The organism is Butyrivibrio sp. NC3005, from assembly GCF_000424545.1.
Taxonomy (GTDB): Bacteria; Bacillota; Clostridia; order Lachnospirales; family Lachnospiraceae; genus Butyrivibrio.
This window is the reverse complement of record NZ_AUKC01000024.1, coordinates 15,724-29,248: the sequence shown is the minus strand read 5'-3', so window position 1 is coordinate 29,248 and position 13,525 is coordinate 15,724. Positions and strand designations below refer to the sequence as shown.

Genomic DNA, 13,525 nt, shown 5'->3' with positions numbered 1-13,525 from the left:
TTGTTATCCGAAACCGGAAAGCGCGCGCCGGTGTTTCTATTAAAACTGTCAAAGAAAAGGAGAAAATTGAATATGGATTATGAACGTTTCAAAGAAGGTTTCCAGGATGCGTTAAAGGCTGAACTTGCTGTTAGAGGAGCTGATGTTGAACTTACTGCTCGCAGAGTAGATAAGATGAATGAAAGCTATGATGCTATCACAGTAAGACCTGTGGACAGTTCTATTGGAGTGAACATCAGCGTTGAAAAGGCGTTTGCTGCTTATGAGAATGGTACACCAATCCCTGAGATTGCAGAACATTTTGCTGATGCAGTGGAGAAAGGATTCCGTGAATCGCCTCAGGTGGATCTGGAGTCGCTCTCTGATTATGAGCAGATGAAGAGCAAGCTTTCTATGGAAGTGGTTTCTGCAGAGAAGAATGCGGAACTTCTTGAGAGCGTACCTCATGAAAGAATGGAGGATATGGCTGTTGTTTATCGCTTTGTGCTTGATCAGACAGATTCCGGCAATGGAACAATCCTTGTTACCAATCAGTTGCTTGATCAGTATGGCATTACCAAAGAGCAGCTTCGCGCTGATGCCATGGAGAATGCACCAGAGATCAGACCATCTGAGATCAGAGGTATGTCTGAAGTAATGAGTGAGCTTGCACCTGGCATGATTCCTGAGGTTGCACCGGAAGATGAGCAGATGTTTGTTGCTACAGTTCCGGATAAGATCCATGGAGCTGGTGTTATCGCATATCCGAATTTTATGGAGGATGCAGCTGAAAAGATGGGCGGCGATTTCTTTGTTCTCCCAAGCAGTATTCATGAGGTCTTGCTTGTAAAGGACAATGGCCAGATGACAGCCAAAGAGCTGGAAAACATGGTCAAAGAGGTCAATGCTACTCAGGTTGAACCTGCAGATCAGCTTACCGATCATGTTTATCATTACGACAGTCAGAATCATATTTTTGAGTTGGCTGATAAGTATGAGGAACGTCAGCGTGAGGCTGAACATGAGGCTGTTGATAAAGATTCTGTCCTTGGAGATCTAAAAGAAAAGAAACAGGAGATTGCAAAGAAAGATCCGGCTAAGGATGCAGCAACAAAGGCTGCAACCAAGAAGCATGAGACTTCTTTATAAGCTCCATCAATAAGTAAGAGAGAGGCTTCCCTAGTTTTAGGGAGGCCTTTTTCAGTGGTGAAAGGAGATATCTAAGATGAGTAAGAAATATATGAGAGTTCAGAAGAACTTTGACAAAAATGGCATTTCAAGGGTGCCACACAGTGTTGCACCTAAGCTTGGTCCAGTAACACCTTGCAATTGCAGTCATCCTTGTCCTTATGGTGATGGCAGAACGTTTTGCTTTCCCTGCTATCAGAAGCTTGTTGCTGACAGCAGAAGTAACAGTGTTGCTACAGGTAATGCCTAAGGAGGTGTAGTATGGACTTTGGCTATTTTCATGAGGAAGAGTCTGAGCAGTTTGCCTTCTATAGGATTCCTCAGGTTCTCTTTAAGGATGAAAAGTTTGCAAAGCTTTCTACGGATGCCAAGGTTCTGTATGGACTATTTCTGAATCGGGTATCCCTTTCCAAAAAGAATCATTGGATTGATGACGAGGGCAGAGTGTATGTCTATTACACCCTTGTCAGTATCCAGGAGGATTTGCATTGTGCGAGTCAGAAGGCTTTAAAGCTTTTAAAGGAGCTTGAGAGTTACGGACTTATTGAAAGAGTTAAACAGGGACTTTGTAAACCTGACAGGATCTATGTGAAGAACTTTATCCTGCTTCAGGAATCACCAGTCCGGAGTGGTGAAAATCACCATGCCGGTGTAGTGAAAATCACCAGCCCGGAATGTCGAGAATCACCACCTAATAATATTGAGTTAAATAATACTGAGTGTAGTAATACTAATCTTATCTTATCTAAGAGCAGAGAAGATGAGAGGGAGCTATACAGACAATATTTATACCAGTCACTGGATATAGAGATACTCAAAGAGCGCTATCCCTATGGAGTAGAAGAGATTGATGAGATTTTTGACATAATCCTGGATGTGCTGTGCAGCAATCAGGAGTTTATCACTATATCTGGGGATAAAAAGCCTATTAACGTAGTGAAAAGCAGATTTATGAAGCTGGATAGCAGCCATATCCAGTTTGTAATGGACAGTATGAAGGACAAGACTACAAAGGTTCGCAATGTAAAGAAATACATAGTGGCAGCACTTTATAATGCGCCAATTACGATTAACAACTATTATCAGTCGCTGGTCCAGCATGACATGGCGACAGGAAAAATCTAGGAGGCGTGATGTTGGTGAGTTTTGCGGAGGAAAAAACTGGGGAATGTGTGGTTTGTTGCCACAGATGTGGGGCATTTCTTATGGAGTCAGCTAGTACAACTTCGTATATGGTTTGCCCGGAATGCGGTGCCCGCCTTGTTGTGTGCGTGAAGAAAGGCAAGGTATCCGTATTTGATGATACTAGATCTGAGGAGGAACTTGCTAAGAAGAGACATGCTCGATTAACCAGATATGCCGCCAAGATTAACGAAATCGTTAAATAGCTGTGGCAGTTATATCATAACAATTAAATATGGATGAGGTTATCAGGGAGTTCGCTGAATTGGTCGCACTTATGATGCGTTAAAAGACTTACAAATGAGTGACGCCTGGTTGCCAAGAGTTTGTGAAGAGAGTCGTATTTACTACGGATAGATGCAGTCAGGGAGCATAAGACATCTATTTAGATTAAAAAGGGCCTGCAAAACAGAAGCTAACTTGAAGTATGTTTTACATACCAAGAGATTTAGTAGTTGTTTTGCAGTGCTCTTTTTATTTTTGCGCTCTTTTTCCGGTTCGCTTCTGTTTTGGAAGGCACCGGAAAGGGTGCAGATTATGAAAAAGGTAAACAGAAACAATGGAGCAATTGATGTAACAACAGTTGGTGGAAGAATTAAAAAACTTAGAACAGATGCAGGTTATACCCAGGAGGAGCTTGCTGAAAAGCTTCATCTTGAGGGAAAGTCTGCCATTTCCAATTATGAGAACAACAGCAGAGGTGTTTCAGCTGAGATGCTTATGCAGCTGAGTCGCCTGTTTCATGTATCTGCTGATTATATATTGAACGGTGATATGCCGGATAATCTTGATCCTATTGTGAATGAAGCAATAGAGATTCTAAACAATCTGAAGACGGATAAGGCAAAGAAGTCTGCACTTGAGATGCTGAGACAGATTCAGATTCTTGAGGGCTAAGGTACAAGAGTTTCTAGAGATTGTGCAAACACTGTCGGCACAATTTAATCTGTATCGAACAAAAATGCGGAATCCGCAAAAATGTCGATTAGAGTATTGAATAAGCTATTCCTATGATGTATAATTCTATTGAACAAAAATGCGGATTCCGCATTTTTGTTCAATAAGCAATGAGGTGGAACGATATGGAAATACGCAGAGATATATATTTGAATAAGCTTATTTCAAAAAAGCATAACGGACTAATTAAGGTTGTAACAGGTATGCGAAGATGTGGAAAATCATACCTTTTATTTAATCTTTTTAAAGAGTATCTGGTAAATGAGGGAGTTAATGAAAACCATATTATTGAGATTGCATTTGACTCTTTTGAAAATAGAAAGTATCGAGATCCTGAAGTTTTATTTCCATATCTAATGGAAAAAATCGCTGATAAAGAAATGTATTATGTTTTATTAGATGAAGTTCAGATGCTCGATGATTTTGAATCAGTTCTTAATAGTCTCGGAAGAAAGAAAAATGTGGATGTATATGTAACGGGAAGTAATGCCAAGTTTCTGTCAAAAGATATTATTACTGAATTTCGTGGACGTGGGGATGAAGTTCATATGTATCCGTTAACATATAGTGAATTTATGAGTGTATATGACGGTGACAAACAGGAAGGCTGGAGGGATTATGTTCTGTTCGGTGGAATACCGCTTGTGCTAGGCTTTGAAACGGCTGATCAAAAATCTGATTTTTTAAAATCTCTATTTGAGGAAACCTACATTTCTGATATTACTGGAAGGAATAATATACGAAATAAGGCAGAGTTAGAAGAACTTCTGAATATTTTATCTTCAGCAATTGGATCGCTTACGAATCCAAGCAAGTTATCTGCGACATTTAAAAGTGTTAAAAACAAGACTATAAGCAAAGATACAATAATCAAATATATAGATTACCTTAAAGATTCATTTCTTATTAATAGTGCAATTCGATATGATATCAAGGGGAAAAAATACATTAATACTCCATCGAAGTATTATTTTACCGATCTGGGACTTAGAAATGCGAGACTTAATTTTAGACAGGTTGAGGAGACTCATGCAATGGAAAACGTTATATTTAATGAATTAAAAGTTCGTGGATATAATGTGGACGTTGGTGTTGTTGTGATGAATGAAGTTGATAAAAATGGTAAGAAGATTCGAAAACAGTTAGAAGTGGATTTTGTCTGCAACAAAGGTTCAAAGAGATTTTATATTCAATCAGCCTATGCGCTGCCTGATAAGGAAAAAATGGAACAGGAACAGCGTTCATTAGTGAATATAGGTGATGGATTTAAAAAAATTATTATTACAAAGGATGCTGTGGCACCGCTTTATAATGATGAAGGCATATTGGTAATGAGTGTTTATGATTTTCTTCTAAATCCAGATAGCATGGAAATCTAACTGAATATTATAACTTAGCGTCAGCTCAGGATTAGATTAATCCTGATGCTGGCGTTTTTCTTTGTAAGAGTTCACATTATGTGTACTTTATGTCCACATTAGCGCTAACGATTCATAGGCGCATTCCAATTAGAATTAAACATGTAAAGAAGTTACGAAGCAGCGCGCAGCTTAGTGACATAAACACAACTGAATATAGGAGGTGTATATGGCCACTAAGGTTAATTTTTATGAAAACTACGGTGACAAGTCAGCGAGGGAGAGGGCCGAGCTGATCTATTCCAATTACTCTTCCTTCCAGGGAATCATCGAGGATTGCAAGATGAGATTGATCTACGAGATCAAGGCTGAGAAGGAGAGAAAGCGTAGCAATCACAAAGATGAGCTTGGAGTCCGTATTCAGAATTTGGGTAACTATAGTAATCCTACAGCGGATGAGGCGGTTCTTGATGTAATGCTTGAGGGAGCTATCAATGGACTGAATTCAGCAGAGGATGCTTTATCAGATTCGGCGCTGGTACAGGAATTCAAGCGAAGAGAGTATGTCATTGTGATGATGGCTGATGAATACGCTTCTTTCAGAAGACACCTGCATGCACTTAGCGTGAAGGAGCAAGAGATTATTATTCCGCTTCTTAAGCAGGAGAAGGACTACTACACTTTGGCTGAAGAAGCTGGTGTAACGGTTCCTGTAGTCAGGAGAAAGGCAAGCCGTATTCATTGTGAATTGATTTCCTACATGGAAAATTATTTCATCGAGAAGCTTTAGGAGGGATGGTCATGAAGGAATTAAAAGAGATTACATTTCCTCCGGAAGCTGAGGAAATGGCTATTAAGTATGTTGCTTTTGACATTATGAAGCAGCTTAATAAAGAAGGAAAGATAACAGACGAAGAATTGCGGTATATCGCGAAAAAACGCAATATACCCGTTGAGTAAGCAAGATAATAATTATATAATTAAGCTGTGCCTAGATCTCATCTAGTACAGCTTGATTGAGGAATGTGAGGTGCGATATGGCGAGAAAAGTTGCCGTCTACGCCCGTGTTTCTACAGAGCATGAGGCGCAGATATCTGCATTGGAAAATCAGGTGCAGTACTATGATGATATTTTGAGCAGGCATGCGGACTGGACGTTGGTAGATAGATATATTGATGAAGGTATTATCGGTACATCTATTCATAAGCGTGAGTCTTTTATGCGAATGCTCAAGGATGCAAAAGAAAAGAAGTTTGATCTAATTGTTACCAGAGAGGTATCTAGGTTTGCAAGAAACACAGTGGATACACTGCAGCAGACCAGAACCCTCAAAACTTATGGTGTGGAGGTGTGGTTCACAGAAGATAATATCTGGACAATGAATGATGAGGATGGAGAGCTAAGACTTTCTATTATGGCTACACTGGCCCAGAATGAAAGTAAGAAGATTTCTCAGAGAGTAAAAGCCGGTCAGATGATTTCTTTTAAGAATGGAGTCCTATATGGCAATGGTAATATTCTTGGATATGACAGAGTTGGTGATAAGCTTATTGTGAATAAGGAACAGGCCGACACTGTGAAAAGAATCTTTGAACTTTACCTGGCTGGCAATGGTGTTCGTAAGATTCAGGACATCATAGAGCAGGAAGGGCGCAAAACAGCCACAGGCCTTACCAGATGGCAGTCTGGCAATATCAACAGAGTTCTTAGAAATCCTTTTTATTGCGGCAGAATCGTATACCGTAAGCAATACGTTCCGGATTATCTGGTTCAGAAGAAAATCAATAATCATGGGGCAGTTGATAAGGTATATGTAGAAGGTTCGCATGAGAAACTGGTTTCGCCGGAAGATTTTGACAGAGTACAGGAGTTAAGAGAAAAACACAAGTCCGTGAAGACAGACAAGAACGGCAAAGCAATTGGGCAGTCGCCTTGTAAGCATCTGTGGGGCAATAAGCTTGTTTGTACCTGTGGTCATGCTATGAACCGAAGAATTGCTCATAAGGCTAATGATGGAACTCTTAGTTATATCTATCGTGCTATGGACAGTTACGGACAGGAACTCCTGCAGGAAGACTGAAAAAAGGTCTTGATATCGAAGGTATTTGTGATAACTCATCATTTATGGGATGGAAATTAGAGGTTCAGGCCGATTTTGTTTTCAAAAAGCTTCTTGGAAATAAAGAAGCAATCTATAAGGAAGCTATGGCTATGGCACAGGATGTTGCTGAAGTAAAGGCTCCTGAGAGAAACGATAAAGAACGGCTTGAAGCAAACAATCGTCAGATTGAGAAGCTGAACAAACAGCTTGCCAATCTGGTTGATATGTGTTCTGAAGGAGATATTTCCAGAGAAGTCTTCCGAAGCAAGAAAAAGAAATTAGAAGATCAGATTTCAAACTTAGAGAAATTAAATGATGAATGCAGACAACGGGTTTTAGAATTGGAAGATAATGGCGCAAAGGACAGACGTATTGAAAGTCTTTCTGAGTTTATCAAGATGACTGCCTTTGATGCCAGGGCTAAGATACCTGATACTGTGATTGATAATTTCGTTGATCAGATTGTTTTTGATCACGGAGCATTTATCTGGTATTTGAATCCGGTATTCGGTAATGAGGTATATAAGCAAGACGCTTCCGATTGGAAAAAAAACAGCATCTGCAATCTTTAAGTGAAAAATGTAAGTTACAGGCCTGTCTCAGCGCAGGCAGCTATCGCAAATAAGTAATTAGCGATAATTTGAATGCGTTGCATAATATGAACATTTGCCCAGTCCCTTTTGGGGGCTGGGCTTTTTTATTGTGTGGCTTATGTATTAGGACACTGCTGGCGCAGGTTTTTGCCTTTTTTGGTCTAAGAATGGCAAGCTGAGTAGTGTTGATGTGAAAAATGGCATTGGCACTGTAAAGTATGATGCTGGATTACAGTGCTGGAGTGAAAATAGGAGCCGGCACTGTAAAGCATGATGCTGGATTACAGCGCTGGAGCGAAAAAAGGTGCCGGCACTGTAAAGTGTGATGTTGAATTACAGTGCTGGAGCGAAAATAGGTGCTAGCACTGTAATTAATAGAGTGTTGGAAGAAACTAAAGCTTATGGCTGCAGAGCGGTACTATGGATAGCACCGCAGATTTCGGTTCCCAGAAAAGCCTGAATTTAACCTATAAGCTTATAACCTTATTTTTTTAAAATATTTTCTTTTAAAATGTGAGATGTGATAAGCTTATAATGTAATTTAAATTAACAAATCAGAATTTTTAGAGGCAAATTATATTTCAGTTTTACATTTTATGAAATTTTAAAAAAGTATATTGACTCTCACATTATGTGAGGGATTATCGTTGTAGTGAGCTCAAGAGAAAAACATCCATGGAGGTAGAAGCAAATGCTTAAAATAGGCGAATTTTCAAAACTATCCAGAGTAAGCATCAGGATGTTACGTCACTATGATGATATCGGACTTTTGAAACCGGCAGAAATAGATGATTTCACCGGGTACCGCTATTATCGCGAGGAACAGCTTTTTACCATCGGAAGGATCACATCACTCAAGGATATGGGCTTTGCCCTTGCGGATATTATCAAGATCCTTGACAGCTATGATGATAAAGAAAAGATGGATGCCTTTCTGTCAGAGAGGCAGAAGGAGCTTTCAAAGCTTTCCAAAGAAACGGAGTACAAACTGATGCTTCTGGAAACAGCCAGAAAGAGGCTGAGGAAGGAGCAGAATATGAGTTTTGATGTAATTGTAAAAACAATACCGGAGAGATATGCTGCAACTGTTCAGATGGTGGTTCCTCACTATGAGGATGAAGGAATGCTCTGGAATACGATGATGAGTGAGTGCAAGAATCTTGTGCCGGCCGACCCGTGTCTTGCGGCGGCTGAGTTTCTTGATCCCGAGTACAAGGAAGAAAATGTTGAGATCATTGCGTGGATGACCGTGAGTGGTTCTTATAACGATACGGAACATGTGAAGTTTAAAAATCTTCCTGAAGTAAAAGTTGCAAGTTGTATTATTAAAGGCAGCTACGATCAGATGGGTGAGGCATATGCAACTGTGGCATCATGGATCAAAGCTAATGGATATAAAATGAATGGACCTATGTTTAATATCTATCATGTGAGTCCTGCACAGACACAGAATCCTGATGAGTATGTAACGGAAGCTTGTTTCCCTATTGAGTAAATACTATCTACGCCAAGGAACTTAAGCGTTACTTGGCATATTATTGAAAGGAGCGGTCATGGAATATGTTCATGTAACAAAAGATAACCTCGAAGAGGAGCATATTTGCTGCGCGATATCAAATAATAAGGATGTTCAGGTTTCTTCTAAGAAGGCATGGCTTTCGGAGAGGTTTGATGAAGGACTTGTTTTCCTAAAGAGCGTAGAGCGCGGAAAGTGCTTTATCGAATATATCCCGGCGGAAAACGCATGGATTCCGATAGAGGCAGATGGATATATGTACATTGACTGTCTCTGGGTGTCCGGGGCTTTCAAAGGACATGGATATTCTACTGATCTACTTACTGCCTGCATCGAGGATAGTAAGGAAAAGGGGAAAAAAGGGCTTTGTATTCTTTGCGCTTCAAAGAAGAAACCGTTTCTGGCTGATCCGAAGTTTCTGAAGTACAAAGGATTTGTCGTGAGCGATGAAGCGGATAATGGGATTAAGATTTGGTATATGCCATTCGATAAAAATGCAAAAGCTCCGGTGTTTAAGGAATGTGCAAAACTTCCGCATATAGAAGAGCAGGGATATGTTCTGTACTATACGAATCAGTGCCCGTTCAATGCAAAATATGTCCCGGTTTTGGAGCAGACGGCAAAAGAAAATGGTATTGCATTCAAGGCAATACATATTGAAAGCAAAGAAGAAGCACAGAATGCACCGACACCGATCACGAATTATGCGTTGTTTCATGATGGGGAGTATGTTACAAACGAGCAAATGAACGATAAGAAATTCTTAAAACTTACAGGAAAGTGATATTCGTATTAACCGGAATACAATGTAGACCGACAAATCGGCAGTTTGTCGAGCTCTTAATTGAATAATGAACATTACAAATGGCAGTTATCGAAAGATAACTGCCATTTTTTACTTTCAAAAAAATAAATATATTTAAAGTTTTGAAAATGCGGCGTAAAAATTTACGTTGTACTTGCGTCGGGTTTAATAGTTTTCGCCTGTAAAAATGTATTTCTACACTAATTGAAAAGACTGCGCGGATATAAATCGAAATATATGCCGATATATGTTAAAATATAATAGAAAAGGAGGCGGATATTATGACTAATGCTGACGCATGGAATTATGCAATAGGTATGATTAAAGTAGACGGTCTAGAGCCAACTAAAGATTTTAAAGAATATATAGAAAAAGAAAAACGTGGTGAAGTAACAATGGAGGATGCAAAGCGTTTTTTAGATAAGAAATATAAGATGAAGGAGTCCACAAATGCGTGATCCTTATCTTTATGAGGACGTTCCTGTACTAAAAAATATTCTTGGTATAAAATCTCAAGAATTGCTGGATGAAGCTGAGGCTGATTATGTTGTATATCGATTAAAAGATGTAGCAATTAATCCATTGCCGGGAGATTATCACACGGAACATTTTCTTAAGATGCATCAGGTTATCTTTCAAGATATATTTGATTGGGCGGGTTCGCCTCGAACTATTTCGATTTATAAAGAGGAAGATGTTTTAGGTGGACAATCTGTAGAGTATTCTGATCCGTTTGATATTGTTTCTGATATTCATCATGTATTGAAAGACATGAGAGAAAAAGAATGGGATGCATTTAATCATGAAGAATTAGCAAATCAATTCTGCGATTCTTTAGCGGCATTGTGGAAAATTCATCCATTTAGAGAAGGAAATACTCGAACTACAATAACTTTTTGCTGTCAATTTATTGAAGCACAAGGAATAATGATTAATCGAAAGCTTTTTGAAGAAAATGCTGGCTATGTTAGAACTGCTCTTGTTGCATACAATGCATTCTTTTCTGATGGAAGTGATTTTAGCAAAAAAGAGTATTTATATAAAATTGTTTATGATGCTCTTTCTGAGCAATAATGTGAACGTTGCAAAAAGTGTCGTAGGATAGCACACCACTACAGGCAGCTATCGCTAACAAGTAATCTGAGATTACTACACTGCGTTGCATAAAATGAAATAATTGGGCTCAGCCCCTTGGGTTTTTGCTGGGGCTGGGCCTTTTTGGTTATTGTGGGCTTTTTGTTGGAGGGGGTATTTGGGTCAAATTCTAGTTAAACTTTATAAAATGCATCCTAAATTTTAAAATATAAAAATATCGCAACAGGACTGCTTAAATATCAGGAATATCTATTTGGTATTCCGTGACGACTAAGGATTCTGTATAATTAAAGGTAGTGAAATTAACAAATCGAATTTGTGGTGGTGATGGAATTCCAATAAAACAGCATTGTATGAATTGAATTGTCGCTTGCTTGAAGCATGTTAAATCGAGGGATTGGAGAGAAAACCATGTTAGAAATATTAAAAGCGAGGTTTCAGGATAATAAGAATCTTCATATGGAACTGAGTTGGCTTGACGTGGAGAAACGTTTGCTTGAGCATCCGGAATCCATGGACGTTTTGAGAAGGATGGAGGAGAGCGGCGGAGAACCGGATACCATCGGCTATGACGAAAAGACGGGAAAGCTAATTTTCTGCGACTGCGCAAAGGAGTCTCCTTTTGGTCGCAGAAGCCTGTGCTATGACGAAAAGGCATTACAGGGGCGTGCTAAAAACCCGCCGTCAGGCAGCGCCGAATGGAAAGCAAAAGAAATCGGCGTTTTGATCATGACGGAGGAACTCTATCGCCGACTGCAAAGTCTCGGGGAATTTGATTTGAAAACGTCAAGTTGGATCACTACGCCGGATGATATTCGCGACAAGGGCGGTGCATTGTTCTGCGAACGACGTTACGGAACGGTTTTCACATTCCATAACGGGGCGGATTCGTACTATTCCGTGCGCGGGTTCAGAGGTTATACGCTTATATAAATCATATTTGTCGACCTAATTGAATATTGAACGTTACATAGCAGTTATCTCAATCGAGGTAGCTGCTTTTTTTGCGCTCATTTTGAGCAGTAACTATTCACTATTCAAAGGAGGTAGACAATGGACTACGAGAAATTCAAACAGGACATGGAGCAGGATGTGCTAAAGAATCTTGCAAATAGGGGAATCGAAGCAGTTATAGCGAAAAGCTGGGATTATGAAAAGAATACGGATATGGATCCGAATTCCATAGCTTCTACTTCAAGGATATCTGCATGGTGGAAGTGCGATAAAGGGCATGGGTGTCCATACTGCTCTGGACAACTTCCGTCAAGAACGAGGATAGTACCATAAAATCATCTTTTTCTGTGACATGATTTCTGACAGGTTGTTTTGCAAATTTGAAGGACTGTGATAAGATGATTCTTGTCGATTTAAATAACAGAAATATGTCAGGCAGGTGAAGCATGAATTACAGACTAATGACAGAACAGGACTTAGAGTATGTAGTCCAGAAGAACATTGAATATTATAACAGCGTCGAAGATTGTTGTTGGACATTTGAAAAGGCATATAAAAGAATCCATCAGGTATTAACCATGGAAGATTCTATGTGTTTGGTTCAGATGGATGATGATAACAACATTACAGGCTATCTTATGGGATACTTTAAGGAATTCGATGATATAAGAGGCTACTTTCTTGAAGAGGTTGTCATATTTAAAGGATTCCAGGGAATGGGATATGGTACAGACTTCATGAAGACACTGGAGCAGGAGGTTCGTAAGAATGATGCGTCAATCATTGAACTAAACAGCGTAAATGATGAGAAGCATAAGCATTTCTATTCAAAGCTATCCTATTATGAAACCAAAAATTTCGTAATGATGGGGAAATTCCTTGAAGAAGCATAACAAAATGAAGCTTCAGAAAAAGATTTGATGGAAAGCAGCTCCAAAAGTAAAACTTAATTATAGCTACAAAGCATATAAAAAGCAGTGGACTTATGTCTGCTGCTTTTTATGGAAGGTTCTACGATAAGGACAGTCTGATGTAATTTCTATTGCTTGTTATAAAGATAAGGAAGATGTGGTCTGGGTTTTGAAGCAAAGAATAGCGGGACTAATATAGATTTGGTATTTCATGAAGACTAAGGATTCTGTATAATTAAAGGCAGTGAAATCGATATTTGTGGGGGGAAGAATGAGAATCGGAGTTATTCAGGCAAGTTCACAAGCGACTAAAAATAAAATGCTTTATAATGCAGTAACAAAATATGCACCAAAAGATTCTGAAGTAATCAATTTTGGTTGCACGTTGGAAGAAAAAGAAAATTATTCTTATATAGAAATTTCTATTCTTGTAGGTATGTTATTAGCGAATAGGATGGTGGACTTTATAGTTACGGGTTGTTCTTCTGGACAGGGAATGATGTTGGCTTGCAACAGTATGCCAGGCGTCATTTGCGGGTATGCACCGACACCGAAGGATGCTTATTTATTTGCGCAGATAAATAATGGGAACGCGATATCTTTACCCCTAGGTGAAGAATATACTTGGTCTGGTATTGATAATCTAGAACGAACAGTTGAAGCTCTATTCTCAGAGCCTTTTGGGCAAGGATATCCTAAAAGTGAAGCTGATAGAAAAATAAAGGATTCTGAACAACTTAAGGAAATAAGAAAGTCTGGCCAAATTTCGATGCAGGAGCTTCTAAACAAATTAGATGCATCTCTGGTAAATAAGTTGAAGAATAAGATGGATTTTTAGGTAAATTCAATTTTTTCGACCTAATTGAATATTGAACGTTACATAGC

At 39.1% G+C, this 13,525-nt stretch carries 18 protein-coding genes; all 18 read left to right on the top strand.

Going from position 1 to position 13,525, the window contains the following annotated elements; all coding sequences use genetic code 11:
* Positions 1-72 precede the first annotated feature (72 nt).
* The 18 genes from G634_RS0107795 to G634_RS18450 all read left to right on the top strand — a co-directional run bounded on the left by G634_RS0107795 (position 73) and on the right by G634_RS18450 (position 13,478).
* On the top strand, positions 73-1,128 hold the full coding sequence (locus G634_RS0107795; RefSeq protein ID WP_026504814.1) for a DUF5688 family protein: 1,056 nt from the start codon (positions 73-75) through the stop codon (positions 1,126-1,128).
* Between the two features lie 76 nt (positions 1,129-1,204).
* Positions 1,205-1,417 carry a hypothetical protein gene (locus G634_RS0107790; protein WP_026504813.1) on the top strand — a complete coding sequence of 71 codons (213 nt, stop codon included), beginning with the start codon at positions 1,205-1,207 and terminating at the stop codon, positions 1,415-1,417.
* A gap of 11 nt (positions 1,418-1,428) precedes the next feature.
* Positions 1,429-2,292: a DUF6017 domain-containing protein gene (locus tag G634_RS0107785; RefSeq protein WP_026504812.1), complete on the top strand. Its 864-nt coding sequence runs from the start codon at positions 1,429-1,431 to the stop codon at positions 2,290-2,292.
* Between the two features lie 14 nt (positions 2,293-2,306).
* Positions 2,307-2,555, top strand: coding sequence for a hypothetical protein (locus tag G634_RS0107780; protein ID WP_155830534.1), 249 nt, complete (start codon positions 2,307-2,309; stop codon positions 2,553-2,555).
* 331 nt (positions 2,556-2,886) lie between these two features.
* Entirely contained in the window at positions 2,887-3,246 is a 360-nt protein-coding gene (locus G634_RS18460) for a helix-turn-helix domain-containing protein (RefSeq protein ID WP_051233764.1), read from the top strand.
* Between the two features lie 185 nt (positions 3,247-3,431).
* The gene (locus G634_RS0107770; RefSeq protein ID WP_026504810.1) at positions 3,432-4,685 is read left to right on the top strand and encodes an ATP-binding protein; all 1,254 of its coding nucleotides are present in this window, start codon (positions 3,432-3,434) and stop codon (positions 4,683-4,685) included.
* A gap of 322 nt (positions 4,686-5,007) precedes the next feature.
* Positions 5,008-5,454 carry a hypothetical protein gene (locus G634_RS0107765; RefSeq protein ID WP_155830533.1) on the top strand — a complete coding sequence of 149 codons (447 nt, stop codon included), beginning with the start codon at positions 5,008-5,010 and terminating at the stop codon, positions 5,452-5,454.
* A gap of 11 nt (positions 5,455-5,465) precedes the next feature.
* Positions 5,466-5,624, top strand: a complete 159-nt coding sequence (locus G634_RS21160; RefSeq protein ID WP_155830532.1) for a hypothetical protein — start codon at positions 5,466-5,468, stop codon at positions 5,622-5,624.
* Between the two features lie 77 nt (positions 5,625-5,701).
* Positions 5,702-6,745, top strand: coding sequence for a recombinase family protein (locus tag G634_RS21550; protein ID WP_242826788.1), 1,044 nt, complete (start codon positions 5,702-5,704; stop codon positions 6,743-6,745).
* Between the two features lie 44 nt (positions 6,746-6,789).
* The gene (locus tag G634_RS21545; RefSeq protein WP_242826787.1) at positions 6,790-7,338 is read left to right on the top strand and encodes a hypothetical protein; all 549 of its coding nucleotides are present in this window, start codon (positions 6,790-6,792) and stop codon (positions 7,336-7,338) included.
* 712 nt (positions 7,339-8,050) lie between these two features.
* Positions 8,051-8,854, top strand: a complete 804-nt coding sequence (locus G634_RS0107745; protein ID WP_026504808.1) for a MerR family transcriptional regulator — start codon at positions 8,051-8,053, stop codon at positions 8,852-8,854.
* 58 nt (positions 8,855-8,912) lie between these two features.
* Entirely contained in the window at positions 8,913-9,659 is a 747-nt protein-coding gene (locus G634_RS0107740) for an N-acetyltransferase (protein WP_026504807.1), read from the top strand.
* Between the two features lie 302 nt (positions 9,660-9,961).
* On the top strand, positions 9,962-10,138 hold the full coding sequence (locus G634_RS0107735) for a hypothetical protein (RefSeq protein WP_176757607.1): 177 nt from the start codon (positions 9,962-9,964) through the stop codon (positions 10,136-10,138).
* On the top strand, positions 10,131-10,754 hold the full coding sequence (locus G634_RS0107730) for a Fic/DOC family protein (protein WP_026504805.1): 624 nt from the start codon (positions 10,131-10,133) through the stop codon (positions 10,752-10,754). The genes G634_RS0107735 and G634_RS0107730 overlap by 8 nt, the downstream gene beginning before the upstream one ends.
* A gap of 432 nt (positions 10,755-11,186) precedes the next feature.
* Complete coding sequence (locus tag G634_RS0107725) at positions 11,187-11,708, top strand: DUF4256 domain-containing protein (RefSeq protein ID WP_035799324.1); 522 nt, start codon at positions 11,187-11,189, stop codon at positions 11,706-11,708.
* Positions 11,709-11,828: 120 nt separating this feature from the next.
* A complete protein-coding gene (locus G634_RS0107720; RefSeq protein ID WP_026504803.1) occupies positions 11,829-12,062 on the top strand; it encodes a zinc-ribbon domain-containing protein in 234 nt (77 codons plus the stop codon).
* Positions 12,063-12,175: 113 nt separating this feature from the next.
* Positions 12,176-12,622 (top strand): GNAT family N-acetyltransferase, encoded by a 447-nt coding sequence (locus G634_RS0107715; protein WP_026504802.1) that lies wholly within the window; start codon positions 12,176-12,178, stop codon positions 12,620-12,622.
* 289 nt (positions 12,623-12,911) lie between these two features.
* Positions 12,912-13,478, top strand: coding sequence for an RpiB/LacA/LacB family sugar-phosphate isomerase (locus G634_RS18450; protein ID WP_051233763.1), 567 nt, complete (start codon positions 12,912-12,914; stop codon positions 13,476-13,478).
* Positions 13,479-13,525: the final 47 nt, after the last annotated feature.

Coding starts and splice junctions, on each gene's coding strand:
- G634_RS0107795 (WP_026504814.1), top strand. CDS start 73: ATGGATTATGAACGTTTCAAAGAAGGTTTCCAGGATGCGTTAAAGGCT.
- G634_RS0107790 (WP_026504813.1), top strand. CDS start 1,205: ATGAGTAAGAAATATATGAGAGTTCAGAAGAACTTTGACAAAAATGGC.
- G634_RS0107785 (WP_026504812.1), top strand. CDS start 1,429: ATGGACTTTGGCTATTTTCATGAGGAAGAGTCTGAGCAGTTTGCCTTC.
- G634_RS18460 (WP_051233764.1), top strand. CDS start 2,887: ATGAAAAAGGTAAACAGAAACAATGGAGCAATTGATGTAACAACAGTT.
- G634_RS0107770 (WP_026504810.1), top strand. CDS start 3,432: ATGGAAATACGCAGAGATATATATTTGAATAAGCTTATTTCAAAAAAG.
- G634_RS0107765 (WP_155830533.1), top strand. CDS start 5,008: ATGAGATTGATCTACGAGATCAAGGCTGAGAAGGAGAGAAAGCGTAGC.
- G634_RS21160 (WP_155830532.1), top strand. CDS start 5,466: ATGAAGGAATTAAAAGAGATTACATTTCCTCCGGAAGCTGAGGAAATG.
- G634_RS21550 (WP_242826788.1), top strand. CDS start 5,702: ATGGCGAGAAAAGTTGCCGTCTACGCCCGTGTTTCTACAGAGCATGAG.
- G634_RS21545 (WP_242826787.1), top strand. CDS start 6,790: ATGGGATGGAAATTAGAGGTTCAGGCCGATTTTGTTTTCAAAAAGCTT.
- G634_RS0107745 (WP_026504808.1), top strand. CDS start 8,051: ATGCTTAAAATAGGCGAATTTTCAAAACTATCCAGAGTAAGCATCAGG.
- G634_RS0107740 (WP_026504807.1), top strand. CDS start 8,913: ATGGAATATGTTCATGTAACAAAAGATAACCTCGAAGAGGAGCATATT.
- G634_RS0107735 (WP_176757607.1), top strand. CDS start 9,962: ATGACTAATGCTGACGCATGGAATTATGCAATAGGTATGATTAAAGTA.
- G634_RS0107730 (WP_026504805.1), top strand. CDS start 10,131: ATGCGTGATCCTTATCTTTATGAGGACGTTCCTGTACTAAAAAATATT.
- G634_RS0107725 (WP_035799324.1), top strand. CDS start 11,187: ATGTTAGAAATATTAAAAGCGAGGTTTCAGGATAATAAGAATCTTCAT.
- G634_RS0107720 (WP_026504803.1), top strand. CDS start 11,829: ATGGACTACGAGAAATTCAAACAGGACATGGAGCAGGATGTGCTAAAG.
- G634_RS0107715 (WP_026504802.1), top strand. CDS start 12,176: ATGAATTACAGACTAATGACAGAACAGGACTTAGAGTATGTAGTCCAG.
- G634_RS18450 (WP_051233763.1), top strand. CDS start 12,912: ATGAGAATCGGAGTTATTCAGGCAAGTTCACAAGCGACTAAAAATAAA.